The sequence below is a fragment of the Nonomuraea ceibae genome, assembly GCF_019396325.1.
In the GTDB taxonomy this organism is placed as follows: Bacteria; Actinomycetota; Actinomycetes; order Streptosporangiales; family Streptosporangiaceae; genus Nonomuraea; species Nonomuraea ceibae.
Map to the genome: position 1 here is coordinate 1 of NZ_JAHKRO010000121.1, position 25,542 is coordinate 25,542.

Genomic DNA, 25,542 nt, shown 5'->3' on the forward strand with positions numbered 1-25,542 from the left:
GCGCCCCCCTGGCCGAGGCGCCCGCCCGCGCCCTCGCCGCCGCCGGCTGCCACCCGGCCACCCTCCCGGGCGCGACCCCCGCCGACCTCGAACTGACCGCCACCCCACCCTCCGGCCCCCCGGTGACGGTACGGGCCGGCTGCCTAGCGGAAGCCGGTTACGCCCTGCCGCCGACCACCCCCGGCACACCGGCTCCCGACCCCGCCGCCATCCGCCACCGCCTCCTCCACGGCCCCACCTCCCTCCTGACCACCCAAACCCCACCGCCCCCAACCACGCCGACCCCGGGTGCGTCGGCCCCGGGCGGGGCGACCGCGCCCCCACCGACCCCGAGCACCCCGGCTCCAGCGGCCACGCCGGCTGCGGGGTCCGGTGGGGCGCGGGTGCCGGAGGTTTTGTGGGCGCTGGTGGGCGGGGCGGCGGCGCATCGGCTGCTGTGTGCCGTGGCGGGTATGCCGGATCCGGTGGAGGAGGCGGCGGCCCGTTCGCCCGAGGGCGTGGGGCGGGGGCTTTCGGTCATGGTGGCGAAAGCCGAGCCGCTGGGGGTCACGCATCACCGGTGGCCCGTCGGCGAGCCTGCCGGTGCGGACCCGTGGGAGCGGGCGGCGGCGATGCTCGAAGTGCTGGGCGATCCGGAGCTGGGCATGGTGGCCCCTCCCGAGGCGGGGGAGCTGCCGCAGGTGCCGGTGAGCCTGGCGGCGTGCGGCGAGGCGGTGGGGTTCGGCACCGGCCTGGAGTCGGCGCGGCTGCACGCGGCGCTGTCGGCCGTGCGGTCCGCGCTTCCGGCCGGGACCGTCGTGGGCGCCGACCGGCTGCACGCGCGCGGCCTCGGCCTGCGCGAGGCCGTGCACCGCGATCTCGCCGATCTCCCGGGCACCGCGGTGGGCGAGGGCGAGTGGGCGGCGGACCCGGCCGCGCGGCGCTGGTGGAAGGCGCTCACGCTGCGGTTCGCCGTACCGGCCGAGGTCGAGGTGGTACGCGTCGCCGAGGGGGTCGCGCACGCCCGGGTCAGCGCGGCGGGCCGTACCCTCGCCTGGGCGGTGGAGCCGGAGGCGGGCACGGCGGCGGCGTTCGCGCTGCTGGCGGCCACGGCGGCGGCGCAGGCGCGGGCGGCGGGCCGGGAGTTCGGCGATCCGGTGGTGCCCTGCGGGGCGGCTCCGGTCTGGGCGCCGCCGGAGGAGCCGCCGGTGCCGTGGGAGACGCGCTTCTGGTTCTGGCCCGCCGGGACGCGGGACGGCGAGGAGCGGTTCCAGGCGGCGATGGAGGCGCTGGTGCCGGGCCCGGAGCCGGCGCCGCTGGGCCCGCTGCTCGCGGCGACCGGCCTGGCCGCAGTGACGGTGCCGCCCGCAGCGAGGGCGCCGGCCGCCGTAGCAGTGCCGGCCGCCGCGACGGTGCCCGCCGCCGCGACGGTGTCCGCCGCCGTCCGGGCCGGGAGCGTCGCATGAGGAACGGCATCGGCGAGCTGCGCGACGACCGGGCCGAGGCCGTGCTGATCAGCGGGTACGGGCTCGCGGACCTGGAAGAGGTCGCCCGCCTCGCGCGCGGACGCCGCCACCCGCTGCTTCCCGTGCTCCTCGACGGCGCGCTCGCCCTGGCCGGCCCGGTGCAGGGGCCGGGGGAGGGCGTCTGCGTGGCCTGCGCGGAGTCGCAGCGGCTGGCGGCGTTCGGCGCGGCGGTGCCCGTACGGCTGCCGGAGCTGCGGGTGGGCGGGCTCGCGGCTCCGGCCTTCCACGACACGCTGTCCGCGCTGGCCGCGCTGCTGCTGGCCGAGCCGGAGCGGCACGGGGACGTCGTCCTCGCGCTCCGTACCGACCACGGCTCGCTCACCCGGCACCGCGTGATGCCGCGGCCGGAGGGCTGCCGGGTGTGCGGGCCTGGCGAGCCGTACGCGCCGGCCGCCCGGGAGCCCGTGGCCGTGCCGCCCGGGTCGCTGCGCTCGCCGAACCCGCGCACCGACGGCGCCCGGCTGCGCGAGGCCCTGGTGGACGCGCGCTACGGCCCGGTGACCACGGTGCGCCGGAGCGGTCACCTGCCGCTGGCCACCGTCGCCGCCGTCCTGGCGGGCGACCCGGACGGGAACGCGGCAGGCTACGGCCGCACCCCAGCCTTCGCCCAGTCCGAACGCGTCGCGCTCTTCGAGGCGGTGGAGCGGCTCGGCGGGATCGCGGCGAGCGGCCGGCCGGTGACCGAGGCCGCGTTCGAGGCGCTGGGCCCGGACCGGGCGCTCGATCCGGCACGACTGGGCCCGCACGAGCCGGACTGCTACGCCGATCCGGGCAGCGGCCTCACCGCCTACGCCCCGGGCGTGCCCACCACCTGGGTGGACGGCTGGTCCTGCACGCGCACGGCCCCGATCCTGGTGCCGGAGCACGTCGCGTACTGGGGGGTCCGCAAGCCGGGCACGCCCCGGTTCGTGGCGGAGACCTCCAGCGGGTGCGGTCTGGGCAACAGCCTGGCCGAGGCGGTGCTGCACGGCCTGTTCGAGGTGGCCGAGCGGGACGCGTTCCTGATGGCCTGGTACGCGGGCACGCCGCTGCGCCGCGTCGCCGTGCCGCCGGACGATCCCGTGCTGCCCCACCTGTCCGACCGGCTGGAGTGCCTGGGCTACGAGCTGCTGTTCTTCGACGCGACCAACGACCTGGGCATCCCGGTCGTGCTCACGCTCGCGTGGCGGGACGACGGTGCGGCCCCGGCGGCCTTCTTCGCGGCGGGGGCGCACCCGGACCCGGTCGCCGCGATGCGGTCGGCCGCCGCCGAGCTGGCCGTGGACGTCGAGTCGTCGGCCGACCGCGCCCGCCGCTCTCCCGCCGGCCACCGCCGCGAACGCCTCCTGCGCCTGCTGGCGGACCCGGATTCGGTACGGGCCATGCACGATCACGTCGCCCTGTACAGCCTGCCCGAGGCCGCGGCGGGCTACCGATTCCTGCTGTCGGGGCAGGCGGGGACCGTGGACCCGGCGGATCTCGGCGGCGACCTCCCGGGGACGGCCACGGACCTGTGGACCGTCCTCGACCACCACGTGGACCGCCTGCGCGGGCTGGGGCTGGAGGTGATCGCGGTCGACCAGAGTGATCGGCGGATCCGCGACCGTCTCGGCCTGCACGCGGCGAAGGTCGTCGTGCCCGGCACGCTCCCCATGACGTTCGGGCACCGCAACCGCCGCGTCCGCGGCCTGCCCCGGCTGTGGGAGGTGCCGCACCGCCTGGGCCGGAGCCCCACGCGTTCCGCCGGCGATCCCGTGCTTCCCCATCCCTTCCCGTGACTGGAGTCGCCGTGGCGCATCACGACGAGGTTGCCCTGGCGCTGGCCGCCGCCTACGCGCACGGGCCGGGCAAGGCCCCGGTCCCGGGCGCGGCCGTGCACCGTGAGCCCGCCCGTGCCGGGGAGGGGACGCGCACCCCGCTGCGCGACCTGGCGGCGTGGGGGGAGTTCGGCGCGGCCGTGGCGGAGCTGCTGATCTCCGCCCTGACCCCGCAGCGCTGGGAGCCGTACAACCCGTACAACGACCACCGCGCCTACCCGTCCCCGCGCGCCGCGTACCTGGTGGACGTGGGGGTGCGGACGGAGCGGGGGCGGTGGCGTCTCGACCCGGTCCGGCGCGAGCTGGTGGGGGCGGCGCCGCCGGCGCCGGCCGGGACCGTGTGGCTGGACCTGGCGCAGCGGCCGGAACGGCTCCGTCCCGGTTACGGCGAGCTCGCCGACGCGCTGGCGGAGCTGGAGACCGGCCACCTGGCCGCCGCGGTGGCCGAGCACGCCGCGGCGCTGCCGCTCACCGTGGCGTACGGGCCGGCCGGCGTCACCCTGGCTCCCGGCGTGCCGGCCAGGCCGGGACAGGCGGTCGCGGGCGGGGCACGGCGCAGCGCCGGGCTCGGTCCCCGGGGTCTTTCCGCCGATCCGCGCCCCCTGCCCGAGGAGGCGGCGCGGGCGTTCGCCGCCGCGGTCGCCGATCCGCCGCCGGGCTCCCCGGCGGCCGGTGGCGGGGTGTGGTGCCGCCTGGCGGTCCGCAACGTGACGGGGCTGGCGGACGGCTGGTACGTGCCGGCCCCGCTGAGCCCCGTGACCGGGCGGGCCGGGGCGGCGATGGCCGCCGTGCAGGCCGCCTACAGCTACCCCCGCACCCAGTTCGACGTCGGCGGGACCAACCTCGCGCTGCTCATCGCCGCCGACGTCGGCTCGGCGGTGCGGGCGAGCGGGCCTGCCGGCTACCGCGCCCTCCTGCGGACGGCCGGCGCGGTCGCCCAGCACGTGTGCTCGGCCGCGGCGGGGGCCGGCCTGTTCTGCCGCCCGGTCCGGGCCATCAGGGAGGGGCTGCTGGAGGCCGCCGCCGGGGCTCCCGCCTCGCACGACGCCCTCTACCTGGTCCTGGCCGGACGCCCCCGCTTCACCTGGTTCGACTACGACCTGACCCCCGTCACGGCAGGCCCGGCAGGGGAGGAACGGCCTTGAGCGCGCCGGCGCGACCTGCCCGCACCCCCTCATGCCCGGGAGCTCAGCTGAGTTGCTGGGCCAGGCCGACGATGATGCCCTCGGGGCCGCGGACATAGCAGAGCCGGTAGCTGTCCTCGAACTGCGCCATCTCGCCGACGAGCTCGGCGCCGCGGGCGCGCAGCCGGGACAGGACGTCCTCGATGTCGTCGACGGCGAACATGATGCGGCGGATGCCCAGCGTGTTCGCCGGCGCGATCTTCGGCTCGGCGCTGATCGCCTTCGGCGTGAAGAACATCCCCAGCTCGATCCGCCCGTGACCGTCCGGCGTGCGGAGCATCGCGATCTCCTGCTGGACGTCGTCGAGGCCGAGCACGTTCTCCACCCACGCGCCCCCGATCGGCCCCCTGCCCTCCAGTTCCATGCCGAGTTCGACGAAGAACGCGACGGCGGCGTCGAGATCGTCGACGATGATGAGGACGTTGTCCATCCGCTGGATCGTCATGCTGGGTCTCCTTGGTGGGATACGGGCCGCGGTGGCCGTATGCGCCCCTGGGACGGAGCTGCCAGGCCGTTCTCGACATCGTCTGCGAGCTTGTGACCTGGGAGTGCCCCGTCACGCGCCGGTCGTAACGCTTCCCGCGCAGGTGGGCGCTCCTCCGGCCCAGGTCAGGCGGCCTGTGGGCAGTTCGCGGCGGCGGCCCAGCGTGAGGAGCAGGATCACGCCGCTGGCCACGAACACGGCCAGCATCGCCCACAGCGCGGCCCGTACGCCCGCCAGTTCCGCCAGTGCGCCGGCCAGCAGCGCGCCGAGCGGGATGGCGCCGTAGTTGACGACCTGGACGCTGGTCGTGACCCGGCCCATCAGCTCGCCGGGCACGTAGCTCTGGACGAATCCGGAGAAGATCACGTTGCCGGCCACGATGCCGCCGACGATGACGATGCTGCCGGTGACGAACAGCGCCATTCCGAGCTCCTGGTCGGCGAGCGGGATGAGCAGCCCGAAGGGTGCGAGCCCGGCCTTGGCCACCAGCACCGCTCTGGCGCTGCCCAGCCTGGCGGCCAGGGGTCTGGCCAGTGCCGCTCCGGCGATCCCGCCCACGCTGGTGGCGGCGATCAGGACGCCGGTCTGTGCCGGGGCGAGCCCGAGGTCGGTGACGAGGAAGACGACGATCAGCGACTGGTAGCCGGTCAGCGCCAGGTTGGCGGCGCAGCCGTACAGGGTGTTGCCGCGCAGCAGCCGGTCGCGGGCGACCAGGCGCAGGCCCTGGCGGATGTCGTTGCGCAGCCGCCGCCGAGGCGGGCGGGTCACGGTCTCGGCGCGTCTGATCCGCATGAGGCAGATCGCGGAGACGGCGAAGCTGGCCGCGTCCACGAGCAGGCCGCCGATCGCGGAGAACGCCTGGGCGAGCAGTCCGGCGACGCCGGGGCCGGCCAGGTTCGCCACCTGCTCGCTGCCCTGGAGCTTGGCGTTGGCCTCCAGCAGGTCGGGGGCGTCGACCAGGGTGGGCAGGTAGGCGCGGTAGGCGGTGGCGAAGAACACCTTGGCGGTGCCGGCGGCCAGCGCCACGGCGATCAGGTGGCCGACTGTCAGCACGCCGAGCAGTGCCGCGGCCGGGATGCTGAGGAAGGCGGCCAGCGACGCCCAGTCGGCGGCCAGCATGATCCGGCGGCGGGGGAGCCGGTCCACCCAGACCCCGGCGGGCAGGCCGATGAGCAGCCACGGCAGCCAGGCGGCGGCGGCCAGCAGGCTGACCGCGAGCGGGGAGGCGTCCAGGACGGTGACCGCGACCAGCGGCAGCGCGACGGAGGTGACGGAGCTGCCCAGGCTGCTGGCGCTCTCCCCGATCCACAGCAGCCGGAAGTCGCGCTGCGCCAGCAACCCGAGACGGGGACGGCGCGGGATGCTCACGGGCGGGCGGGGACGGCGCGGGCGAAGGTGAACACGGTGGCGCGCTCGCGGCCGTCGTCGGGCACGCTCCGCTCGGACCACCGGGTGATCACCTCGGTGATCTCGGCCGCGAACTCGGCCAGCTCCTCGTCCGTCACCCGCAGCCATCCCTCGGTCGAGAAGGGGCCGAGCGGCCAGCGGGCCTGCACGTCCTGCGGCTGGTCGGCCCAGCGCCGGACGTGGCCGGTCTGGCGGTCGAGGTTGAGCGAGTCGGCGGCCCGCGCGATCGCCTCGCCCGACGCGTCGCCGTCGAAGTCGGCCGAGGACCAGGACAGGGTGGGCACGATGCGGCGCCACCAGCGTTCGCGGCGGTCCCGGGCGAGCTCGGGGGCCTCCTCGATGAGGCCGGCGGCGGCCAGGGCGCGCAGATGGTGGCTGACGTTGCCGACGGCCTCCCCGGTCTGTTCGGCCAGCACGCTGGCGGTGCTGGGGCCGTCGAGCTTGAGCAGGTCGAGGAGGCGGCGGCGGACGGGGTGTGTCATGGCGGCGAGCACCCGGGCATCCGTGATCGCACGCTGGAATTCGGACATGCCGGTCAAGCTACATGTACAAGAGGTGTTGTGCAACAGTTCTTGTGAATCTTGCCCGTGCTGGTCAGTGGGGCTGGGGGGTGGTGCGCATGCGCAGGTGCAGCCGGGCGCTGCCCGCCTCGTGCTCCACGCGGACCTCGTCGCACAGGGTGCGCACCAGCAGCAACCCGACGCCGCCGCCCCGGTCGGGGTCGGGCCTGGCGTTCCTCAGGTGGGCCTCGGTCAGGGTGCCGGCCGCGTCGACCACGTCCAGGCTGACTCCGTGGGCGTCGCGCCACGCGATCAGGAAGCCACGGCCGCCGCCGTGCCGCAGCACGTTGACGGCGGCCTCGTGGGCGGCGATCACCAGGTCCTGCAGGCGCTGCCCGTACAGCCCGGCGCTCGTCCCGAAGGCGTGCACCCGTTCGCGCAGCACAGCCAGCTCTGAGGTGATCGGCCACTGCATCCGGAATCCGGGAATCATGTCGGGCCTGCCTTTCACCGCGTGATCTTCCCATGCCCGAAACGGTGGCCGGCATGCCCGGTGGCGTGCCGGCCCGCCCTCTTCAGCACGATTCAGCACGGAAGAAGGCGTCATCAGACGGCGAACAGCAGGCCCGCGCAGAGCAGTACGAGCACGGCGGTGGCGAAGTGGATGCCGAACGCGACCGCCTTGGTGCCGCCGTTGCGCAGCACGACGAGGGTGTCGCCGAGCGGCACCAGGGCGACGACCAGCATGAACCAGGCCTCGGCCTGGGGCCCGGCGAAGGCCAGCAGGGCCAGGCCGACCAGCCCGTACGTGCCGTCGCGCAGGCCCTTGATCGTCAGGTAGGCGCGGTCGGTCGTGGCGGGCACCCCGTAGCCCGTGGCGGCGGCGTGCGGCGTGAGCAGGAACCGGGCCCCGATGAGCAGGCACAGCAGGTTGAGAACGATGGCCAGGCCGTACGCGACGGTGGTGAGCATGTCGTGACTCCAGAAAAACTAGCAGCGCTAGGAACGAGGACGACGCTAGCAGAGCATCGACACAAGCGCTAGCGGTGCTAGATTCGGGAGCATGTCCATCCAGAGCCGCAAGGAACGCGAACGCGCCCACCGGGAGCAACTCATCGTCACCGCAGCCCGGGAGCTGGCCGAGGCCGAGGGCTGGGAGGCCGTCACCACCCGGCGGCTCGCCGAGCAGGTCGAATACAGCCAGCCGGTCCTCTACAGCCACTTCAAGGGCAAGGACGCGATCGTGACCGCCGTCGCCCTCGAAGGCATCACCGAGATGGCCGCCGACCTGCGCGCCGCCCGCCTCGCCGCCTCCGGCCCCGAGGCCGCCGTCGCCGCGCTCGCCGCCGCGTACGTGACCTTCGCCGAGGAGCGGCCGGCCCTCTACGACGCCATGTTCAGCCAGCGCGTCGACCTGCCCTTCGCCACCCCCGAGGCCCCGCCCGCCCTGCACGCCGCGTTCGGCGAGTTCGCCGAGGCCGTCCGCCCGTACGCGCACGGCGACGAACCCGCGCTGCTGGCGGAGACACTCTGGGCGGCACTCCACGGCCTGGTGACGCTGATGCGCGGCGGCCGCATCCCCCGCGAGTTCCACGAGCACCGTCTCGCCCTCCTCCTGGCCCGGTTCACGGCGAGCCCGTGACGCCGTCCTTGACGGCCATGAGGCACCGGCGATCCTGGCTGTGTGACAGCGGGGTCCTGTGACGTACGCCACCGGGCCGGGGTGTCACACGGCCGGGAGGACCGGTGTCCTGTGCGCGGAGCAGGACGAGAGACGAACCGGCGGGAGCGAGCGATGAACGAGCACGACGAGGCGACGACGGACCCGGTGGATGCCGCCACCGCGGCCTTCGTCGCCCACCGCAACCTGCTGTTCACGGTCGCGTACGAGATGCTCGGGTCGGCGGCCGACGCCGAGGACGTCCTCCAGGAGACCTGGCTGCGCTGGATCAAGGTGGACCTCGGGCAGGTGTCGGACCGGCGCGCCTACCTCGTCCGGATCGTCACCCGGCAGTCGCTCAACCGGTTGCGCACGATGAAACGCCGCAAGGAGACGTACATCGGCTCGTGGCTGCCCGAGCCGCTGCTCACCACGCCGGACGTGGCCGAGGACACCGATCTCGCCGAGAGCCTGTCGATGGCGCTGATGCTCGTCCTGGAGAGCCTCTCGCCGACCGAGCGCGCCGTCTTCGTGCTGCGCGAGGTCTTCGACGTCGGCTACGACGAGATCGCCGCCGCCGTCGGCAAGAGCGCCGCGGCCGTCCGCCAGATCGCGCACCGGGCCCGCAAGCACGTCGAGGCCCGCCGCCCGCGCGAGACCGTCTCCCCGGGCCAGGCCCAGGCGGTCCTGGAGACGTTCAAGCGGGCGCTCGAGACCAGGGACCTGCGGATCCTCCTGGACGTGCTCGCCCCCGACGTCGTCCTGGTCAGCGACGGCGGCGGCGTGAAACTGGCCGCGCCCCGGCCGGTCGTCGGCGCGGAGAAGGTGGTCCGCTTCTACCTGGGCGAGGCCGCCGTGGTGCGCGCGGCGATCACCTGCGAGGCCACCGTGGTCAACGGCAACCCGGCGCTGCTCGTCCACCTGGACGGCGCGTTCGACGGCGTGCTCGCGACCCGCGTCGAGGACGGCCGCATCACCGGCCTCTACTACGTCCGCAACCCGCACAAGCTGACCCGGGTCGCCTCCGAGACCTCGCTCACCCTCCGATGAAAGGCCCCGGCATGACCGTGCACGGCCCCGCCATCCTCAAGATCGCAGTCGCGCTGCAGACCCTGAGCATCTTCTTCCAGGCGGCCACCGCCGGGATCCTCATGTCCTCCCGCGGCTCGGAGCTGCACCACATCGGATCACCCGTGATGTACGGCGCGACCGTGCTGTACGTGATCGCCGCGATCCTGGCCTGGCGTCCGGGCGGCGGCACGCCACGCCCCATCCTGTACGCGGCCGGCTTCCTCGTCCTCGCGTCGGCGCAGGTCGCGCTGGGCATCGCGGGCATGACCGCGCTCCACGTCCCGCTGGGCGTCCTGATGTTCGGGCTCAGCCTGCTGACCCTGGCCCGGATGCGTACCGAAAGCAGGGGAGAAAGTACCTAAGCACGTCAGATTCCGCGTCGTCGCCGTCTCCCTAACGTGGTGGTCACAAGAGAGCACGACCACTGAGGAGACGAACATGAGCGACACGAACGAGCTGGTCCAGCGCTACCTGGCCGCCTGGAACGAGACCGACGCCGCCGCCCGCCGGGCCGCCCTGGAGGAGGTCTTCGCCGAGGACGCCGGCTACACCGACCCGCTGGTCTCCGTGCGCGGCATCGACGGGCTGGACGCCACCATCGCCGCGGTGCAGGCGCAGTTCGGCGGGCTCGTCTTCAGCCTCGGCGGCGCCGTGGACGCCCACCACGACATCGCCCGGTTCACCTGGCACCTGGGCCCGGAGGGCGCCGAGCCGGTCGCCGTCGGCTTCGACGTCGCGGTGTTCGGCGCGGACGGGCGGATCAGCCAGGTGCTCGGCTTCCTGGACAAGGTGCCGGCCCAGGCCTGACCCGCTCCCGTCTGAACCGGACAACACAGGAGGAATCATGACCGCGTACGTCATCGCTCACCTTCAGGACGCCGCCCCGCACCCGGAGATCGCCGAGTACATGGAGCGCCTGCCCGGCACCTTCGAGCCGTACGGCGGCCGCTACCTGGTGCACGCAACCGAGCACGAGGTGCTGGACGGCCGGTGGCCGGGAGCGGTCGTGATGCTCGCCTTCCCCGACGCGGCCCGGGCGCGGGCGTGGTGGGACTCGCCCGAGTACCGGGAGATCGCGCCGATGCGCTCGCGGCACATCGAGGGCGACATCATCGTGGTCGAGGGCGTCCCCGACGGCTACCGGCCGGTCGCCGCCGCGAGCGCGGTGCGCGAGGCGGCGGCCGGGGGCGCGGCCACCTGAAGCCCTGCTCAGGGGTGCTGGGGGCGCTGCCGGGCGGCGTAGCGGCGGGCCTTGGTGCGGTTGCCGCACAGGCGCATCGAGCACCAGCGGCGGCTGTGGTTCCTGGAGGAGTCCCAGAAGGCGCCCTGGCAGGTGTGCTCGGCGCACCGTTTGAGCCGGTGGATCTGGCCGGTCAGCACCAGCTCGGCCCACGCCACGGCCAGCCGCGCCAGGGCCGTACGGGCCTCGGGCAGGCCGGGGGCGGGCGCGAGCGGCCGCTCCGGCCCGGCCCGGGTCACGGTGACCAGGAGAGGCACGTCGGCCAGGATCGCGTCGGCCCGCGCCAGGCGGTGCGGGAACACGGGATGGCCGGGATCGAGCGCCTCCCGGAACCCGGCACGCAGCTCCAGGAAGACGGCGTGCTCCTCGTCGGTGAGCCGCAGCGACGCCGGGCCGAGCTGGCGGGCCGCCAGCCAGCGGGCGAGCTCGTCCGGGCTCGCCACGTCGTCCTGCCCGTTCTCCAGGTCGACGGTGTTGACGAACGCCTTGATCAGCTGGGCGGCCGGAGTGGGCTCGATCACGCCGCATCACCTTCCGGGACCCCGCCTGGATAACCTGCTAACCGAATTTACCAGTTATCACCCCTGGTGCCGTCGCCTCATTCCGGGCAAGATAACCACCTATAGCTGATAGGGGGTTACATGGTGGACGGCGTGCTGAAGGCGGATCGCAGCGGGCGCAACACCGCGGTGCTGGTGAGTTTCACGGCGATCACGAACCTGGCCGACGGCGTGACCAAGATGGCGCTGCCCTTGATGGCGGCCCGGCTGACCGACTCCCCGGCACAGGTCGCCGGGGTCGGGCTCACCCTCACCCTGCCGTGGCTGCTGATCGCCCTGCACGTCGGCGTCCTCGTCGACCGCTTCGACCGGCGCCTGCTGCTGTGGCTGGCCGACGCCGCCCGCATCCTCGTCGTCGCCGGGCTGCTCGCCCTCACCCTCACCGGCGGCGTCACCCTGCCCGCCCTCTACGCCGGAGGTCTCGCCCTCGGGATCGCCGAGGTCGTCGCCCTCACCTCGGCCGCGACCCTCGTCCCGGCCGCCGTGGCCCCCGCCGGGCGCGAACGCGCCAACGCCTGGGTCGCCGGGGCCGAGACCGTGTGCAACGAGTTCTGCGGACCCTTCGTCGGCGGCCTCCTCATCGCCGCCGGGTCCGCCGCCGCCCTCGGCTGGACCGGCGCCGGCTACCTGATCGGGACCGTCGTCCTGGTCTTCCTGGCCGGCCGCTTCAGGCCGCGACCGGCCGGCGAACGCCCGGACGCCACCGTCAACCAGCGCATCGCCGAAGGACTCCGCTGCCTGTGGCAGCAGCCGCTGCTCCGCCTGATGGCGCTCGCCCTGAGCGTGCTGTCCGCCTGCTGGGGCGCCTGGCTGGCGCTCATCCCGCTGGTCGCCACCCGGCTCATGGGCCTGGACGCGAGCGAGTACGGCTTCCTGCTGAGCGCCCTCGGCGCGGGCGGACTCGTCGGCGCGCTCACCGTGACCACCGTCAACCGCCTGCTGGGCCGCCGCTGGGCCATGCTCGCCGACCTCATCGGCACCGCCGCGATGGTCGCCGCCCCCGTCCTCACCACCGACCTGTGGATCGTCGGCCTCGGCGCCTTCCTCGGCGGGATGGGCGGCACCCTGTGGACCGTCAACTCCCGCACCCTCAGCCAGCGCCTCGTCGACCCCGGCGTGCTCGGCCGCTACAACGCGGCCGCCCGCCTGTTCAGCTGGGGCGCCATGCCGCTGGGCGCCGGGCTCGTGGGGCTCCTCGCCGAATGGCTCGGCATCCGCGCCGCCTTCGCCCTCTTCGCCGTCGCCGCCCTGCTCGTCGTCGTGCCCTTCCTCAAGATCGCCACCCCCGCCGCCCTCGACCCACCCCCGCACCCGGCCTGAACTCAGACGGCGACGGGCAGGGTCTCGATCCAGCAGTCGGCGACGTGCGGGGCGAGCGCGGCCTTGGCCTCCTCGGCATCCTCAAGGGTCAGGAACACCCCGGAGCCGGAGATGTACGGCCCGTCCCTGTACTCCTCGCGCGTCATGACGACGTGGACATGGCGGTACCTCTCCCTCCGCGCCCGCTCCTGACCGTCGCCGCCGCCGCGGAGGGCCGCGATCAGCTCGACGGCCGAGGCGACGCCGAACCCCGCGTCGACGCCGGGCAACGGCGTGGCAGGCCACCGGGTCTCGCCCGCGAAGACGTCGGTGAAGAAGCTCCGGCGCGTGGGCGCGAGGACGCCTTCGTGCCAGCCGACGGCCATGCTGATCACGTAGTCGGTCTCCCCGCTGCTTTCCAGCAGGAAGACCCGATCCTCCCGGCCGAACTCGACGCTCGGACAGCCGGCCTTGACGCGCTCGGCCTCCTCGGCCGGTGCGGTCCTGATGAGCAGCCCTTGGTAGAAGGCCCGGATCTTCATGGCCGTGACAGGCTTGAACAGCACCTCGACGGTGGTCTCCGCAAGACCGTCGGAGCCCGGGGTGCTGCGGAACAGCGTCTGGCCGTGGCTCACGCTGTAGGCCCATAGCGCGAACCTGCGTTCGCTCCGGAAGATCTCCTCACCCGGGGGAAGCTGATGGTCCTTGTTGAGCCAGGCCCTGATCGTCATGCGGGTCAGGTTCGCGGCCCTGATGATCAGACGTCAACCGGGTCACGGGGGATCGACGCCGTGGAGGATCAGGCCGAGTTCGTAGGCCAGCACGGCGGCGTGGGTGCGGTCGCGGGCGCCGAGCTTGTCCAGGACGTTGGTCACGTGGGTCTTGATCGTCTCGCGGGACACGTGCAGGGCGGCGGCGATCTCCGGGTTGGCCTGGCCGAGGGTGATGTGCCGCAGCACCTCCAGCTCGCGGGGCGTCAGCGTGACGGGGCGGCGCGGCCGGGCGCTGCCGTGGTGCGGGGAGGCGATGCGGCGCAGCGCGTCGGGGAAGAGCACCGCGCGCCGCGAGTGCACGAGCCGGACGGCTTCCACGAGCTCGCCGGCCGGGGCGCGTTTGAGCACGTACCCGGCGGCTCCGGCGCGCAGGGCGGCCCACACGAGCTGGTCGTTCTCGAAGGTGGTGACGACGACGACGCGGGTGGCGGGGGAGCGGCGGGTCAGCTCGACGGTGGCGGCGAGGCCGTCCATGCGGGGCATGCGGATGTCCATCAGCACGACGTCGGCGCCCGCGCCGGCCTCGACGGCCTCCTGCCCGTCGGCGGCCTGGCCGACGACCGTGAGGTCGTCGTGGAGGGAGAGCATGGCGGCCCAGCCCTCGCGGATCAGCGGCTCGTCGTCGGCCAGGACGACGCGGATCACAGCGGCAGCCTCGCCTCGACGCGCCAGGTCGTCCCGGCCTGCCCGGTGGTGCACGTCCCGCCGGCGAGGCGGGCGCGCATGCGCATGCCCGTGAGGCCGCGCCGGGTCCCGGCCAGGGGCCCGGTGGTGCCGGGGGCGCCGGTGGTGGCGTTCTCGACGGTCAGCACCAGCTCGCCGGTGGCGTCGGTGCCGACGTCGAGCGTGACGGGGCCGGAGCCGTGGCGCAGGGCGTTGGTGAGCGCCTCGCGGGCGATGGCGTAGGCGGTGCGGGAGGTGGCCGGAGGGACGCGGCCGAGGGGGCCGGTCGTCACCTGTACGTCGAGCCCGCGGGTGAGGGTGTCGAGCGAGTCGAGCGTGGGCGTGCGGGCCGCCTCGCCGTCGCCGAGGACGCCGAGCAGCACGTCGAGGTCCTCCTGGGCGGCACGGGCGGTGTCGAGCAGGTGGTCCAGCGAGCGGGTGGCGTGCTCGGCGCGCGGGCCGGGCCGCTGGAGCGCGGCCTGCGCGGCCATGCCCTGCACCAGGACGACGCTGAGCGCGTGCCCGACGGCGTCGTGCAGCTCCAGCGCGAGGGCCTGGCGGCGGCCGAGCTCCTCCAGCTTGCGGGACGGCTCGGCGCGCAGCAGGCGGCGTGCCGCCCACCGCTGCCCGAACCCGGCCGCGACCATGGCGGCGGCCAGCGCGAGCAGGGCGGCCAGCGGTTCGGCCTGGACGGCGGGGCTGTCGCGCCACAGCGCCGGATCGCCCAGCCGGACAAGTCCCGGCGACAGCATGAGCACGCCCGCGCCCAGCGTCGCGCCCCCGTACAGGTGCAGGCTCGTCAGCGCCACCAGGTAGACGCGGTCGGCCCGGTCGGAGACCCGGACGTCGAGCAGCTCGGCCAGGGCGGCGATCTCGATGCGCCGCACCAGCGGCGCGAGGGCGAGCAGCACCGAGGCGGGCAGGCACGCCGCCCACAGCACCAGGACGCGCGCCGGCGTCGGCTCGCCCAGGACGAGCAGGCCGAGCACCACGGCGACCGGGGTCAGCAGCGCCGCGCCCAGCACCTGGTAGAGGAGCGCCCGCACGGCGCGTCCGGCATGTCGGGTCACGTCGGCGATGCTAGCCCGGGACGCCGGGCCAGCCCTTCCCCCACCTGGGGGAGGTTCGCCGGCCGCCGAGCTGTGAGGCTCACAGTCATGAAGAGCGCAACCACGAGACCGCACGATCCGCGTCCGGGGCTCACCCGGACAGATCCCCCCGGCGGGGGATCCGCCGGGCCGGGCCGGTGGACAGACTCGGCCGGTGAGTCCGGGATCGGGGGGAGTTGAGCATGCGTCGTCTCACGGCATCGGCGATCTCCGCGGCGACGCTCGCCGTGGCCGCCCTGTGGTGGTTCGTCCCCGGCAGCTATCCGTACGGCGCGGCGGCCAAGGTCACGGTGGGCGTCAACCACTGGATCGAACGCGGGCCGGGCGTGGGCCTGATGGCGGCCGCCGGCGTGCTGGGGGTGCTGGTGGCGCTCGGCGTCCGGTCCTGGCCCAGGCTGGCCGGCGCGGTCGCCGGGGTCCTGAGCGCATTCTTCCTCCTGGTGATGTCCGACGCCTCCGTGCTGTCGTCCATCGGGTACGCCCTGATCCCCGCCGCCCTGCTGGGGATCGCCGGACTGGTGGCGGTGGGCTGCGTCCGCCGCAGGCCCGTCGCGTACGTGCTGGCGGTGCTGCTCCCGGCCGGGCTCGTCGCGTCGCTCACCATGACCGACGCGGTCGGCCGCTACCTGGTCAACGTGGCCTCCGGGTTCGGCGAGTTCGGCGGGCGGATCGCCTGGTCGTGGGCGATGGCGATCGCCGCGGTCGGCTGGGCGTGGCTGGCCTACGGCTCGTTCGCGCGCGAGCGGAAGGCGGCGGTCCCGGGGTGGGGGAGGGCGGTCACGATCGCGGCCGCCCTCTGTCCCGTGCCGTACGGGGTGACGCGGCTGACGTGGGCGACGCCGTGGCCGCTCGGCGGCTACGACCCGCGCACCGGCCACATCACGCTGATCGCCGTGGAGGCCGGCGACGCGGCCACCCGCATCCAGGGGTTCCTGATCGGCCTGAGCGCCGTCCTGGCCCTCGTGCTGACGCTCGGCCTGATCAGCCGGTGGGGCGAGACCGTGCCGCGATGGGTGCCCCGGCTGGGCGGGCGGCCCGTCCCCGTGATGCTGGCCGTCGGGCCGGGCGTGTTCGGCGCGGTCGCGCTGTCCGTCTCGGCTCCCGGGGTGCTGGCCGGAGCCGTCCAGATGGGCTCGTGGCTGGACGGCGTCCTGTTCGTCGTGATGTTCCCGTGCCCGATCTGGGGTCCGTTGCTGGGGGCCGCGGTGTTCGCCTACTGGGCGCGCCGCAGAACCGCCGAGAAACCGAGGAGTGCCGCAGTTGCCGTCGCATGAAACGCCGTCGCCCAAGGGCCTGGAGGTCCAGCGGACGTTCGACAGGATCACCGGCTACTACGACCGGATGAACCGGATCATGACGCTCGGGCGGCACGCCGCGTGGTGCCGCGAGGTGGCGGCGGGCGCGCACCTCCCGCCTGGGGGAAGCCTGCTCGACATCGCCACCGGCACCGGCGTCATCGCGCTCGCCGTACGGGACCGGCATCCGGACGCGACCGTCCACGCCGTGGACTTCTCCGGGCGGATGCTCCAGGAGGCGGCCCGCAAACCGGGCGCCAAGAGCATCACCTGGCAGTACGCGGACGCCAACGACCTGCCGTTCGGCGACGCGAGCTTCGACGCCGTCACGCACGGCTACCTGCTGCGCAACGTGGAGGACGCCGAGCGGGTGCTGAGGGAGCAGCACCGGGTGCTGAAGCCGGGCGGCCGGGTCGTCATCCTGGAGACCTGCCCGCCGCGCGGGCCGCTGCGCTACCCGGTGGAGCTGGGCGTCCGGATGATGATCCCCCTGCTCGGGCAGGCGGTCGCCGGGGACCGCGAGTCGTACGCGTATCTGAAGGAGTCGACGCTCGGCTTCATGACGCCGCAGCAGGTCGCCGCCGTGCTCCGCCGGGCCGGCTTCGAGTCGGTCGCGTGGCGGAAGAAGTTCTTCGGGACCAACATGATCATCACTGCCCGGAGGCCGCCGGCTTGAGGCTGACACCGTGTCAGGCGCCAAGGTGGCCGGCATGTCGATTCCTTATGTGGGCTCCGGCCCCTACTGTTACGCCAATTCGCTGGCCATGATCCTCGGCGACGAGGCTCCCTCCGCCTCGGTCGTCGAGGTGCTGACCGGCTCCCCGTACGGGATGCAGCTGATCAGCGGGCGGTTGCCGCTGTTCGACCCGTTCGGCTGGGATCCCGAGCAGGGGCTCGACGCCGCGATCGAGCTGCTGGGCTGGTCGTGCGCGCGCGAGGACGGCGGCTCGGCGGACGAGGCCGTCGAACGCCTGCGCCGCGCCTGCGCGGCGGGGCCGGTGCTGGCCGGGCCGCTGGAGCTGGGGCTGCTGCGCTACCAGCCCGGCTCCGGGCAGGCGGTCGGCGCCGACCACTACCTGGTGGTGCTGGAGGTCACGGACGACATCGTGCTCGTGCACGACCCGCAGGGCTACCCGTACGCCACCCTCCCGGTCGCGGAGTTCGCCGAGTCGTGGCGGGGCGAGCTGATCAGCTACCTGCCCCGGCCGTTCACCATGCGCTCCGCCTTCGTACGGGAGGCCCGGGTGAGCCCCGAGGAGGCGTTGCGCCGCTCGCTGCCCGCGGCGCTCGCCTGGCTGGGCGGCCGGACGGACGTGCCCGTCGCCCCCGGCACGCTGGGCCAGGCGGAGGCCGCGGAACGGACCGCCGAGCTGGTGGCCGAGGGGCGGCTCGACCCGCAGGCGCGGGAGCTCCTGGGGGCGTTCGCCGTGCGCGTCGGCGCCCGCCGGGCGAACGACCTGGCCGCCTGCCTGGCCTCGCTGGGCCTGGCGGAGGGCGCCGCCGTCGCCGCCGAACAGGCCCGCCTCGTGGGCGCGCTGCAACTCCCCGTCGTGACCGGGGACGACGCCGCGCTCGCGGCCGGTCTGCGCGCGCTGGCCCCGGCCTACGAACGGCTGCGCGCGGCCCTGGCCGATGGAGCCTTCGAGGGCATTGCCCGGACCCCGCACCCACGCCCCGGAGAGCATTGCCCGGACCCCGCACCCACGCCCCGGAGAGCATTGCCCGGACCCCGATAATTAGTTAACTTTCTTTCATGAAGTCGCGTCTGTCAGCCGCGCTCGTCCTCACCGCGGCCGCCCTCGTCGCCACGTCCGCCCCCGCCCAGGCCGCCTCCTACGTCAAGCACGCCTCCTACGGCTGGCCCGACCAGTGCCAGTGGTTCGGCAACCAGGGCACGGTCAACCACACCTGGAGCTCGTACTACTGCGAGACCGTCATCCCCACCAACTGGATGGCGCCCGGCCTCTACAACCTGTGGGTCCAGTACTGACGAACGTACGGCCCGGTGTTCCGGCCGGGCCGTAAACAGGCAGCTCACCGGGCTTTATGCGCGGCTGACCTCCCGTCTGACACGATCTCCGCGCTCGGTGGACGGGAGAAGGGGGCAACAGATGGCCACGACGAACGCCGGCATAAGGCGATTACTGGCGGACTCCGGAGAGGCCCGCACCTGGGTCTCGCCCCGGACGGACCTGGTCACGGCGCTGCTCGGCGTCTGGTTCGGCGTCGGGCTGATGATCGACGCCTGGGCCCACACCCAGCTCTCGGCCGAGCTGGAGACGTTCTTCACCCCCTGGCACGCGGTGTTCTACTCGGGGTTCGCGGCGGTGTCCGCCTGGCTCATCTGGCAGGTGCTCCGCAACACCCGCACCGGGCGGCAAGGGGTGGCCGCGGTGCCGATGGGCTACCTGGCCGGGCTGGTGGCGGTGCCCGCGTTCGCCGCGTTCGGGTTCGCCGACATGATGTGGCACACGGTGCTCGGCATCGAGACCTCGCTCGACATCCTGTTCAGCCCCTCGCATCTCGGGCTCATCGTGACGATGCTGCTCATCATCACCACCCCGCTCCGCTCCGCATGGAAGGCGCCGGACGTGGGGGACCGGCCGTCGCTCGGGCGGCTGCTGCCCGCGCTGATCGGGCTGGCGTTCGCGACCACGCTCGTGTCGCTGTTCCTGTCGTACGGCGACGCGATGCAGTGGGACGGCGAGAGCGTCGTGGCCGCCTTCTCCAACGAGGAGATGCCCGGCCACCTGGCCGCGTCGATGGTCATGACCAACGTGATCATGCTGGCTCCGGTGCTGCTGCTCGTGCGCCGCTGGGAGCTGCCGTTCGGCAGCATGACCGTGATGTACGGGATCGCCGTCCTGATGCCGGGCGCGCAGACGGCGTTCGGCAACGTGCCGATCCTGCTCTCGTTCGTGGCGGCCGGGCTGGCCGGCGACGTGCTGATCCGGTTGCTGCGTCCCTCGGCGCGGCGGCGGGGCGCCTACTGGGCGTTCGCCGGGCTGTCGGCGTTCGTGACCTGGTCGCTGTACATGGGGGTGGCCTCGGCGGTGGCCGGGCGGCTGCCCACGGTGCCCGAGCTGTGGACCGGCTCGCCCATCGTCGCCGGGCTGGTCGGCCTGGCGCTCGGCGCGCTGTTCCTGCCCAACGCCGCCGGCGACGACCCCGCCGGCCACAATGCCGCCGGGGAGAGTCCCGCCGCGTCCCGTCCCGGCGTCGCGCGAGGATGATCAGGGCGTTCCTGCTCGCCGCCGTCCTGGTGGTGGTGTTCGCCGCTCCGGCCGCCGCGCACAACGTCACGGCCGGGGCGGACCTGCGGATCGCGCAGACGATCGCGGGCGCCGAGGTCACGCTGGTGATCAAGGGGACGTCGCGCGTGCCCGGCCCGCTGCGCATCGGCGTCGTCGCCTATGAGCGCGCCGACGGGCTGCCGGTGAGCCTGGAGGTCCGCTCGCTGACCGGTGGCCACACGGTCACGGGCACGGCACGGGCCGCGGCGGAGCCCGCGTACACCGAGCTCAGGGTCGAGGAGACGGGCCCGCACCAGCTCACGCTGCGCGCCGGGAGCGAGGTCGCGGTGGTGCCGTTCCGCGTCCTGGTGGAGCGCGGGTCGGCGGGGGACTTCCTCGTCTACGGCGGGCTGTTCGCGGCCGGGCTGCTGCTGGTGGGCGGCCTGCTCACCGGCGCGACCTCGCGGCGCGGCCCGGCGATGCTGCTGTCCGCCGGAGCCGCGGCCGGGGTGACGGTGGCGGCCATGGTCGTCGTCTTCGAGCCGATGCTGCCGCCCGGCCCGCCCGACGGCGCCGCCCCGACCGCCACCGCCCAGCCGGCGGGCGGCCGCCCGTTCGCGCAGGCGCGGATGGAGACCGCCCCGGCCCGCCCGGCCCCGGGTCAGGAGTTCACGCTGCGCGTCGACCTCACCGACGGCTCCACCGGCAGGCCGGTCGACGACCTCGTCTCCCACCACGAGGCGCTCGCCCACGTGGTCGTGACCAGCGAGGACGGCCGCTACTTCCGCCACGTCCACCCGCTGCGCACCGCCCCGGGCCGCCTGGAGGTCAGGCTGCGCGCCGACCGCCCCGGCCGCTACCTCGCCTACGCCGAGCTGGAACGCGAGGACTCCGGCGGCCAGCTCCTCACCGGAGGCTTCGCCGTCGAGGGGGAACCGGCGGTCGCCGCCGTCGAGGAGACCGTCGCCCCCACGCTGCGGCCCGCCCCCACGCTGCGGCCCGCCGCCCCGGTCGCGGGCCGCCCGGCGACGATCGAGCTGCCCGCCGAGGGCCGGGTGCGGCCCTGGCTCGGCATGGCCGGCCACCTGATCGTACGGAACCAGGACGGATCATTCCTCGGCCACGTCCACGAGATGGGCACGGCCGGGGACCGCCTCCGCTTCACCTTCAGCTTCCCCCGCCCGGGACGGTACCTGGCCTGGGCCCAGCACGCCACGGACGGCCGCATCGTGACCATGCCCTTCACCGTCGACGTGACCGGACCCGGATCGGCGTCCGCCGGATGAGACGCCTGATCGCCCTCGCCGCGCTCCTGGTGGCCGCCGCCGCGCTCTTCGTCGCCGGCCGGGCCCTGGGCGCCGAGCCGCTGACCCTGACCATCGCCGGCTCCCGCTACACCGCCACCGTCGTGATCGACCCGCCCAGGACCGGGGCCGTCGTCGTCGAGACGCGCGTGACCTCGGGCGACGCGGACGGCCTCGCCTTTTCGGCGGTCATGCCCGACATGGGCCACGCCATGCCCGAGCTCAGCGCGGCGGAACGGGAGCCGGGCCGGTTCGTCGCCGAGGGCGAGCTGTTCACCATGTCCGGCGTGTGGGACGTGTCCATCCGCCTGACCGGCCCGGCAGGAGAAGAGACCCTCACCGCCAAGGCCCTCATCAGCGGCTAGCCCGGCCGTCCCGGCCAGGCCGGACGCCGAAGCTGTCCGTCATAGTCGGTGGCGCCGGTTACGCTGCGGTGGATGACGACGGTGGGGGTGGAGAGACACGTGACGGTCAACGGGGTGACGAGCGCCGCGGTGGCGGTCCCGGCAGGCGAAGCGGTCGGCCGGGTGCTCGGCACGCAGTCGGCCTCACCGCTGTCGTTCTGGATCGGGCTGGAGCCCGGCAAGGTCGTCCAGCTCGACGACGTGGTCGTGACCAGGCGCGAGGTGCCCGGCCACGGGCCGGTCCTGATGGCGGGCGTGGTCAGCACCGTCGAGGCCCGCCACGAGGGCGCCGCCTACGACTCCGACGTGTTCCTCATCGCCGACGGCGCGCTGCCCGCCGCCGTCGTCGAGGTCGCCGAGGTGCGCGTCACCCGGGTCGAGCCCGAGGTGTTCGTGCCGCCGCTGCCCGGCGCGCAGGTCTACCTGGCCGGCGCCGGCGACCGCGACCAGGCGCTCTACTTCGACGTGATGGACCGCCGCATCCCCATCGGCACCGGCCGCGACGGCCAGCCGCTGTACGTGAACTTCGACTTCCTCGACGGCACCCGCGGCGCCCACGTGTCGATCTCCGGCGTGTCCGGCGTGGCGACCAAGACCTCGTTCGCCACGTTCATGCTCTACTCGATCTTCAACTCGGGCGTGCTCGGCGGCGAGGCGGCCAACACCAAGGCGCTGATCTTCTCCGTCAAGGGCGAGGACCTGCTCTTCCTCGACCACGACAACAGCCGCCTCGACGAGGCCGCCCGCAGCGTCTACGGGCGGCTCGGGCTGCCCGCCAGGCCCTTCTCCAGCGTCCACGTCTTCGCCCCGCCCCGGCCCGGCGACCCCAACGGCGTCCCCCACGTCTCCGCCCGCACCCAGGGGGTCAGCTCGTTCTTCTGGACCCTGGTGGAGTTCTGCCAGGAGGAGCTGCTGCGGTTCGTCTTCGCCGACGCCGACGACGAGCGCGCCGGCTACTCGCTGCTCGTCGGCCAGGTCGCCGCCCGGCTGCACTCCTGGGCCGAGCCCGTCGGCGACGGCGGGGCCGTCCGCATCAGGGGCACCGCCTGCCGCACCTTCTCCGACCTGGTCGAGCTGCTGTCCGACGAGCTCCAGGACGAGGCCTCCCGCCACGAGTGGACCGGCGCGACCACGCCCCTCGGCACCGTCAACGCCTTCCTGCGCCGCCTGCGCAGCGCCGTACGCCCCCTGTCGCCCATCGTCCGCGGCGACCTGCCGTTCTTCCGCGCCCACACCATCCGCACCTCCGACGCCCAGGTGTCCATCGTCGACCTGCACAACCTGCCCGAGCGGGCGCAGCGGTTCGTGGTCGGCGTGGTGCTGCGCGGCGAGTTCCACCGCAAGGAGTCGTCCGGCACCGCCAAGCCGCTGCTGTTCGTGGTGCTCGACGAGCTCAACAAGTACGCCCCGCGCGAGGGCGAGTCGCCCATCAAGGAGATCCTGCTCGACGTCGCCGAGCGCGGCCGCAGCCTCGGCGTCATCCTCATCGGAGCCCAGCAGACCGCCTCCGAGGTCGAACGCCGCATCGTCGCCAACAGCGCCGTGCGCGTCGCCGGCCGCCTCGACTCCGCCGAGGCCACCAGGTCCGAGTACGGCTGGCTGCCCCCGGCCGTGCGCGAGCGCGCCACGATCGCCAAACCCGGCACCATGTTCGTGGCCCAGCCGGAGATCCCGGTGCCGCTGGCCGTCGCGTTCCCCTTCCCCGCCTGGGCCACCCGGCCTTCCGAGGCGGTAACCGTGACGAGACCCGGGGCCCCCGCGACCCCGGCGGACCCGTTCCAGGGGCTGCCCGGCCCCGAAGACGACATCCCGCCGTTCTGACGAGGAGGTGACCACGTGAAGATCCTGCACACCGCCGACTGGCACGTGGGCAAGGTGCTCAAAGGCCGCTCGCGCGCCGACGAGCACCGGCAGGTGCTGCGTGAGCTGGTCGCCACCGCCCGCGCCGAGGACGTCGACGCCGTCATCGTCGCCGGCGACCTGTTCGACACCTCCGCGCCCACCCCCGAGGCGCAGTCCCTGGTGCTGCCCGCCCTCATGGCGCTGCGCGAGGACGGCCGCGACGTGGTGGTGCTGGCCGGAAACCACGACAGCGCGCCGCTGTTCGAGGTCTACCGGCCGGTGCTCGGCGCGCTCGGCCTGCACGTCGTGGGCGCCTTCCGCCGCCCCGACGCCGGGGGCACGCTCTCCTTCACCGCGCGCTCCGGCGAGCCGGTGCGGCTGGCCGTGCTGCCCTTCCTGTCCCACCGCTACGTGGTGCGCGCCGCCGAGGTGCTGACCGGCACCGCCGCCGAGCACAACCGCGACTACGCCGCCCGCATCGGCGAGCTCATCGGCGCGCTCACCGCGAGCTTCACCGGCGACACCGTCAACCTGATCACCACCCACGGCACCCTGCCCGGCGGCCGGTTCGGCGGCGGCGAACGCGAAGCCCAGTCGATCTTCTCCTACTACTTCGAGCCGACCGCCTTCCCGCCCGCCACCCAGTACGCCGCCCTCGGCCACCTGCACCGCCGCCAGCAGATCCCCGGCCCCTGCCCGATCTGGTACAGCGGCTCGCCCATCGCCGTCGACTTCGGCGAGGAGGGCAACGAGCCCGGCGCGCTGCTCGTCGACGTCGCCCCCGGCCGCCCCGCCATGGTCCGTGAGGTCGCCTTCCCCGGCGCCCGCCGGCTCCGCACCGTACGGGGCACGCTGGAACAACTGGAGACCGTCGAGGCGGGCGACGACTGGCTCAAGGTGGTCGTCGAGGAGAAACCCCGCGTCGGCCTCGCCGACCAGGTGCGCGAACTGCTGCCCGGCGCCGTCGACGTGGTGATCGACGAACGGTTCCGGCCCGTGCACGCCGTACGCAGGCCGGGCTCCGCCGCCCGCAGCCCGCGCGAGCTGTTCCGCGCCTACCTCGCCGACTCCGGGCGCGAGGACGAGCGCGTGGCCACCCTGTTCGACCGCCTGCACGACGAGGTGACCGGCTGATGCGACCCCTGCTGCTGCACGTCGAAGGCTTCGGCAGCTTCCGCGGCGCGACCGAGATCTCCTTCGCCGACACCGACTACTTCGCCCTCGTCGGTCCCACCGGCGCGGGCAAGAGCACGATCATCGACGCCCTCTGCTTCGCCCTGTACGGGACGGTCCCGCGCTGGGGCAAGGAGAACGTGATCGCCCACGCGCTCGCCCCCTCCGCCGCCGCCGGCAAGGTCGGCCTCGTCTTCGAAAGCGGCGGACGCCGCTACGGCGTCGTGCGCGCCCTGGTCCGCGACAGCAAGGGCACCGTGCGCACCAAGGAGGCCAGGCTCGACGAGCTGGCCCCCGGCGCCACCGGCTTCGACGAGGTCGCCAGGCCCGTCGCCGAAGGCGAGAACGTCACCACCGAGGTCCAGCGCGTCACCGGGCTCGAATACCGGTTCTTCACCCAGTGCGTGGTGCTGCCCCAGGGCCGCTTCGCCGAGTTCCTGCACGCCGCCCCCCGCGAACGCCAGGACCTGCTCGTCCAGCTGCTCGACGCCGACGTCTACGACCGCATCCGGCAGCGCGCGGCGGCCGAGGAGGAGCAGGCCAGGCAGGCGGCCACCTTCGCCCGCAACCAGCTCGCCAAGCTGTCCGGCGCCACCGACGAGGCCGAGCGCGAGGCGCGGGAGCGCGCCGGCTCGCTGCGCGCGCTCGCCGACGGCATCGGCGCCGACCTTGAGCTGCTGCGCGCCAGGGACACCGAACACCAGCGCACCCGCGAGGCGCTCGCCGCGCTCACCGACCGCATCACCGCGCTCCGCTCGCTCACCATGCCGCCCGAGGTGCCCACCCTCGCCGCCACCGCCCGCGAGGCCGCCGACGCCGTCACCGCGCTGGAGGCCGAGGCCGCCACGCTCGCCGCCGACGAACAGGCCGCCGAGGCGGCGCTCGCCGGCCTGGGCGACCGCGCCGCGTTCGTCGCCGCGCTGGCCGCCCTCGACGCCCTCGACCGCGCCGAACGGGCCGCCGCCGCCGCGCACGCCACCGCCGCCGAGACGGCCGCCCGCGTCCCCGCGCTCGCCGCCCGCCTCGCCGAGAGATCGGAA

Annotated in this window: 27 protein-coding genes and 1 pseudogene; 19 read left to right on the forward strand and 9 right to left on the reverse strand. The window is 74.3% G+C overall.

What is annotated here, in order from left to right; genetic code table 11:
- From KME80_RS41690 to KME80_RS41700, 3 genes and pseudogenes are all read left to right on the forward strand, one after another.
- Window positions 1-1,445, forward strand: a pseudogene (locus tag KME80_RS41690) (hypothetical protein); the annotation flags it as partial.
- Complete coding sequence (locus KME80_RS41695) at window positions 1,442-3,262, forward strand: TOMM precursor leader peptide-binding protein (protein WP_219516694.1); 1,821 nt, start codon at window positions 1,442-1,444, stop codon at window positions 3,260-3,262. The pseudogene KME80_RS41690 and the gene KME80_RS41695, both read left to right, overlap by 4 nt.
- A gap of 11 nt (window positions 3,263-3,273) precedes the next feature.
- Window positions 3,274-4,446 (forward strand): hypothetical protein, encoded by a 1,173-nt coding sequence (locus KME80_RS41700; RefSeq protein WP_219516695.1) that lies wholly within the window; start codon window positions 3,274-3,276, stop codon window positions 4,444-4,446.
- 43 nt (window positions 4,447-4,489) lie between these two features.
- On the opposite strand, the gene KME80_RS41705 is transcribed toward KME80_RS41700, so the two are convergent.
- From KME80_RS41705 to KME80_RS41725, 5 genes are all read right to left on the reverse strand, one after another.
- Complete coding sequence (locus tag KME80_RS41705; protein ID WP_246646630.1) at window positions 4,490-4,930, reverse strand: VOC family protein; 441 nt, start codon at window positions 4,928-4,930, stop codon at window positions 4,490-4,492.
- Window positions 4,931-5,041: 111 nt separating this feature from the next.
- On the reverse strand, window positions 5,042-6,337 hold the full coding sequence (locus KME80_RS41710; RefSeq protein WP_219516699.1) for an MFS transporter: 1,296 nt from the start codon (window positions 6,335-6,337) through the stop codon (window positions 5,042-5,044).
- Window positions 6,334-6,906: a winged helix-turn-helix domain-containing protein gene (locus KME80_RS41715; protein WP_219516702.1), complete on the reverse strand. Its 573-nt coding sequence runs from the start codon at window positions 6,904-6,906 to the stop codon at window positions 6,334-6,336. The genes KME80_RS41710 and KME80_RS41715 overlap by 4 nt, the downstream gene beginning before the upstream one ends.
- A 64-nt stretch (window positions 6,907-6,970) precedes the next feature.
- Window positions 6,971-7,369, reverse strand: a complete 399-nt coding sequence (locus tag KME80_RS41720; RefSeq protein ID WP_219516703.1) for an ATP-binding protein — start codon at window positions 7,367-7,369, stop codon at window positions 6,971-6,973.
- Between the two features lie 113 nt (window positions 7,370-7,482).
- Window positions 7,483-7,848 (reverse strand): DUF4267 domain-containing protein, encoded by a 366-nt coding sequence (locus KME80_RS41725; protein ID WP_219516704.1) that lies wholly within the window; start codon window positions 7,846-7,848, stop codon window positions 7,483-7,485.
- A gap of 91 nt (window positions 7,849-7,939) precedes the next feature.
- Between KME80_RS41725 and KME80_RS41730 the strand changes: the two genes are divergently transcribed.
- From KME80_RS41730 to KME80_RS41750, 5 genes are all read left to right on the forward strand, one after another.
- Window positions 7,940-8,518: a TetR/AcrR family transcriptional regulator gene (locus tag KME80_RS41730; protein WP_219516712.1), complete on the forward strand. Its 579-nt coding sequence runs from the start codon at window positions 7,940-7,942 to the stop codon at window positions 8,516-8,518.
- Between the two features lie 153 nt (window positions 8,519-8,671).
- Entirely contained in the window at window positions 8,672-9,586 is a 915-nt protein-coding gene (locus KME80_RS41735; RefSeq protein WP_219516722.1) for an RNA polymerase sigma-70 factor, read from the forward strand.
- Window positions 9,587-9,597: 11 nt separating this feature from the next.
- Window positions 9,598-9,969, forward strand: coding sequence for a hypothetical protein (locus KME80_RS41740; protein ID WP_246646631.1), 372 nt, complete (start codon window positions 9,598-9,600; stop codon window positions 9,967-9,969).
- A 76-nt stretch (window positions 9,970-10,045) separates the two neighbouring features.
- On the forward strand, window positions 10,046-10,414 hold the full coding sequence (locus KME80_RS41745) for a nuclear transport factor 2 family protein (RefSeq protein WP_219516725.1): 369 nt from the start codon (window positions 10,046-10,048) through the stop codon (window positions 10,412-10,414).
- 37 nt (window positions 10,415-10,451) lie between these two features.
- Window positions 10,452-10,808 (forward strand): DUF1330 domain-containing protein, encoded by a 357-nt coding sequence (locus KME80_RS41750; protein ID WP_219516728.1) that lies wholly within the window; start codon window positions 10,452-10,454, stop codon window positions 10,806-10,808.
- An 8-nt stretch (window positions 10,809-10,816) separates the two neighbouring features.
- Here KME80_RS41750 and KME80_RS41755 read toward each other — a convergent pair whose 3' ends face one another.
- Window positions 10,817-11,368: a CGNR zinc finger domain-containing protein gene (locus KME80_RS41755; protein WP_308126144.1), complete on the reverse strand. Its 552-nt coding sequence runs from the start codon at window positions 11,366-11,368 to the stop codon at window positions 10,817-10,819.
- Between the two features lie 132 nt (window positions 11,369-11,500).
- Here KME80_RS41755 and KME80_RS41760 point away from each other — a divergent pair, with 132 nt between their 5' ends.
- On the forward strand, window positions 11,501-12,727 hold the full coding sequence (locus KME80_RS41760; protein WP_219516736.1) for an MFS transporter: 1,227 nt from the start codon (window positions 11,501-11,503) through the stop codon (window positions 12,725-12,727).
- A gap of 2 nt (window positions 12,728-12,729) precedes the next feature.
- Here KME80_RS41760 and KME80_RS41765 read toward each other — a convergent pair whose 3' ends face one another.
- Genes KME80_RS41765 through KME80_RS53010 form a run of 3 tightly spaced genes read right to left on the reverse strand, consistent with a single transcriptional unit; the run spans window position 12,730 to window position 15,212 of the window.
- The gene (locus KME80_RS41765) at window positions 12,730-13,437 is read right to left on the reverse strand and encodes a hypothetical protein (RefSeq protein WP_219516739.1); all 708 of its coding nucleotides are present in this window, start codon (window positions 13,435-13,437) and stop codon (window positions 12,730-12,732) included.
- A gap of 42 nt (window positions 13,438-13,479) precedes the next feature.
- Complete coding sequence (locus KME80_RS41770) at window positions 13,480-14,124, reverse strand: response regulator transcription factor (RefSeq protein WP_219516749.1); 645 nt, start codon at window positions 14,122-14,124, stop codon at window positions 13,480-13,482.
- Window positions 14,121-15,212: a sensor histidine kinase gene (locus KME80_RS53010; RefSeq protein ID WP_219516764.1), complete on the reverse strand. Its 1,092-nt coding sequence runs from the start codon at window positions 15,210-15,212 to the stop codon at window positions 14,121-14,123. Before KME80_RS53010 ends, KME80_RS41770 begins: the two co-directional genes overlap by 4 nt.
- Window positions 15,213-15,433: 221 nt before the next feature.
- Between KME80_RS53010 and KME80_RS41780 the strand changes: the two genes are divergently transcribed.
- The 10 genes from KME80_RS41780 to KME80_RS41825 all read left to right on the forward strand — a co-directional run.
- Window positions 15,434-16,525, forward strand: coding sequence for a hypothetical protein (locus KME80_RS41780; RefSeq protein WP_219516773.1), 1,092 nt, complete (start codon window positions 15,434-15,436; stop codon window positions 16,523-16,525).
- Window positions 16,512-17,222 (forward strand): ubiquinone/menaquinone biosynthesis methyltransferase, encoded by a 711-nt coding sequence (locus tag KME80_RS41785; protein ID WP_219516781.1) that lies wholly within the window; start codon window positions 16,512-16,514, stop codon window positions 17,220-17,222. Before KME80_RS41780 ends, KME80_RS41785 begins: the two co-directional genes overlap by 14 nt.
- Window positions 17,223-17,256: 34 nt before the next feature.
- Window positions 17,257-18,282, forward strand: coding sequence for a YobF C-terminal domain-containing protein (locus KME80_RS41790; RefSeq protein ID WP_246646632.1), 1,026 nt, complete (start codon window positions 17,257-17,259; stop codon window positions 18,280-18,282).
- 17 nt (window positions 18,283-18,299) lie between these two features.
- On the forward strand, window positions 18,300-18,536 hold the full coding sequence (locus KME80_RS41795; protein WP_219516783.1) for a hypothetical protein: 237 nt from the start codon (window positions 18,300-18,302) through the stop codon (window positions 18,534-18,536).
- Between the two features lie 121 nt (window positions 18,537-18,657).
- Complete coding sequence (locus KME80_RS41800) at window positions 18,658-19,779, forward strand: hypothetical protein (protein ID WP_219516785.1); 1,122 nt, start codon at window positions 18,658-18,660, stop codon at window positions 19,777-19,779.
- Window positions 19,776-21,065, forward strand: a complete 1,290-nt coding sequence (locus KME80_RS41805; RefSeq protein ID WP_219516787.1) for a DUF8832 domain-containing protein — start codon at window positions 19,776-19,778, stop codon at window positions 21,063-21,065. Before KME80_RS41800 ends, KME80_RS41805 begins: the two co-directional genes overlap by 4 nt.
- Window positions 21,062-21,448 (forward strand): hypothetical protein, encoded by a 387-nt coding sequence (locus tag KME80_RS41810; protein WP_219516789.1) that lies wholly within the window; start codon window positions 21,062-21,064, stop codon window positions 21,446-21,448. The genes KME80_RS41805 and KME80_RS41810 overlap by 4 nt, the downstream gene beginning before the upstream one ends.
- 72 nt (window positions 21,449-21,520) lie before the next feature.
- A complete protein-coding gene (locus KME80_RS41815; RefSeq protein WP_246646633.1) occupies window positions 21,521-23,308 on the forward strand; it encodes an ATP-binding protein in 1,788 nt (595 codons plus the stop codon).
- 15 nt (window positions 23,309-23,323) lie between these two features.
- A complete protein-coding gene (locus KME80_RS41820) occupies window positions 23,324-24,463 on the forward strand; it encodes an exonuclease SbcCD subunit D (RefSeq protein WP_219516792.1) in 1,140 nt (379 codons plus the stop codon).
- Window positions 24,463-25,542, forward strand: a 1,080-nt coding sequence (locus KME80_RS41825) for an AAA family ATPase (RefSeq protein WP_219516793.1), incomplete at its 3' end; no start/stop codon positions are given. The genes KME80_RS41820 and KME80_RS41825, both read left to right, overlap by 1 nt.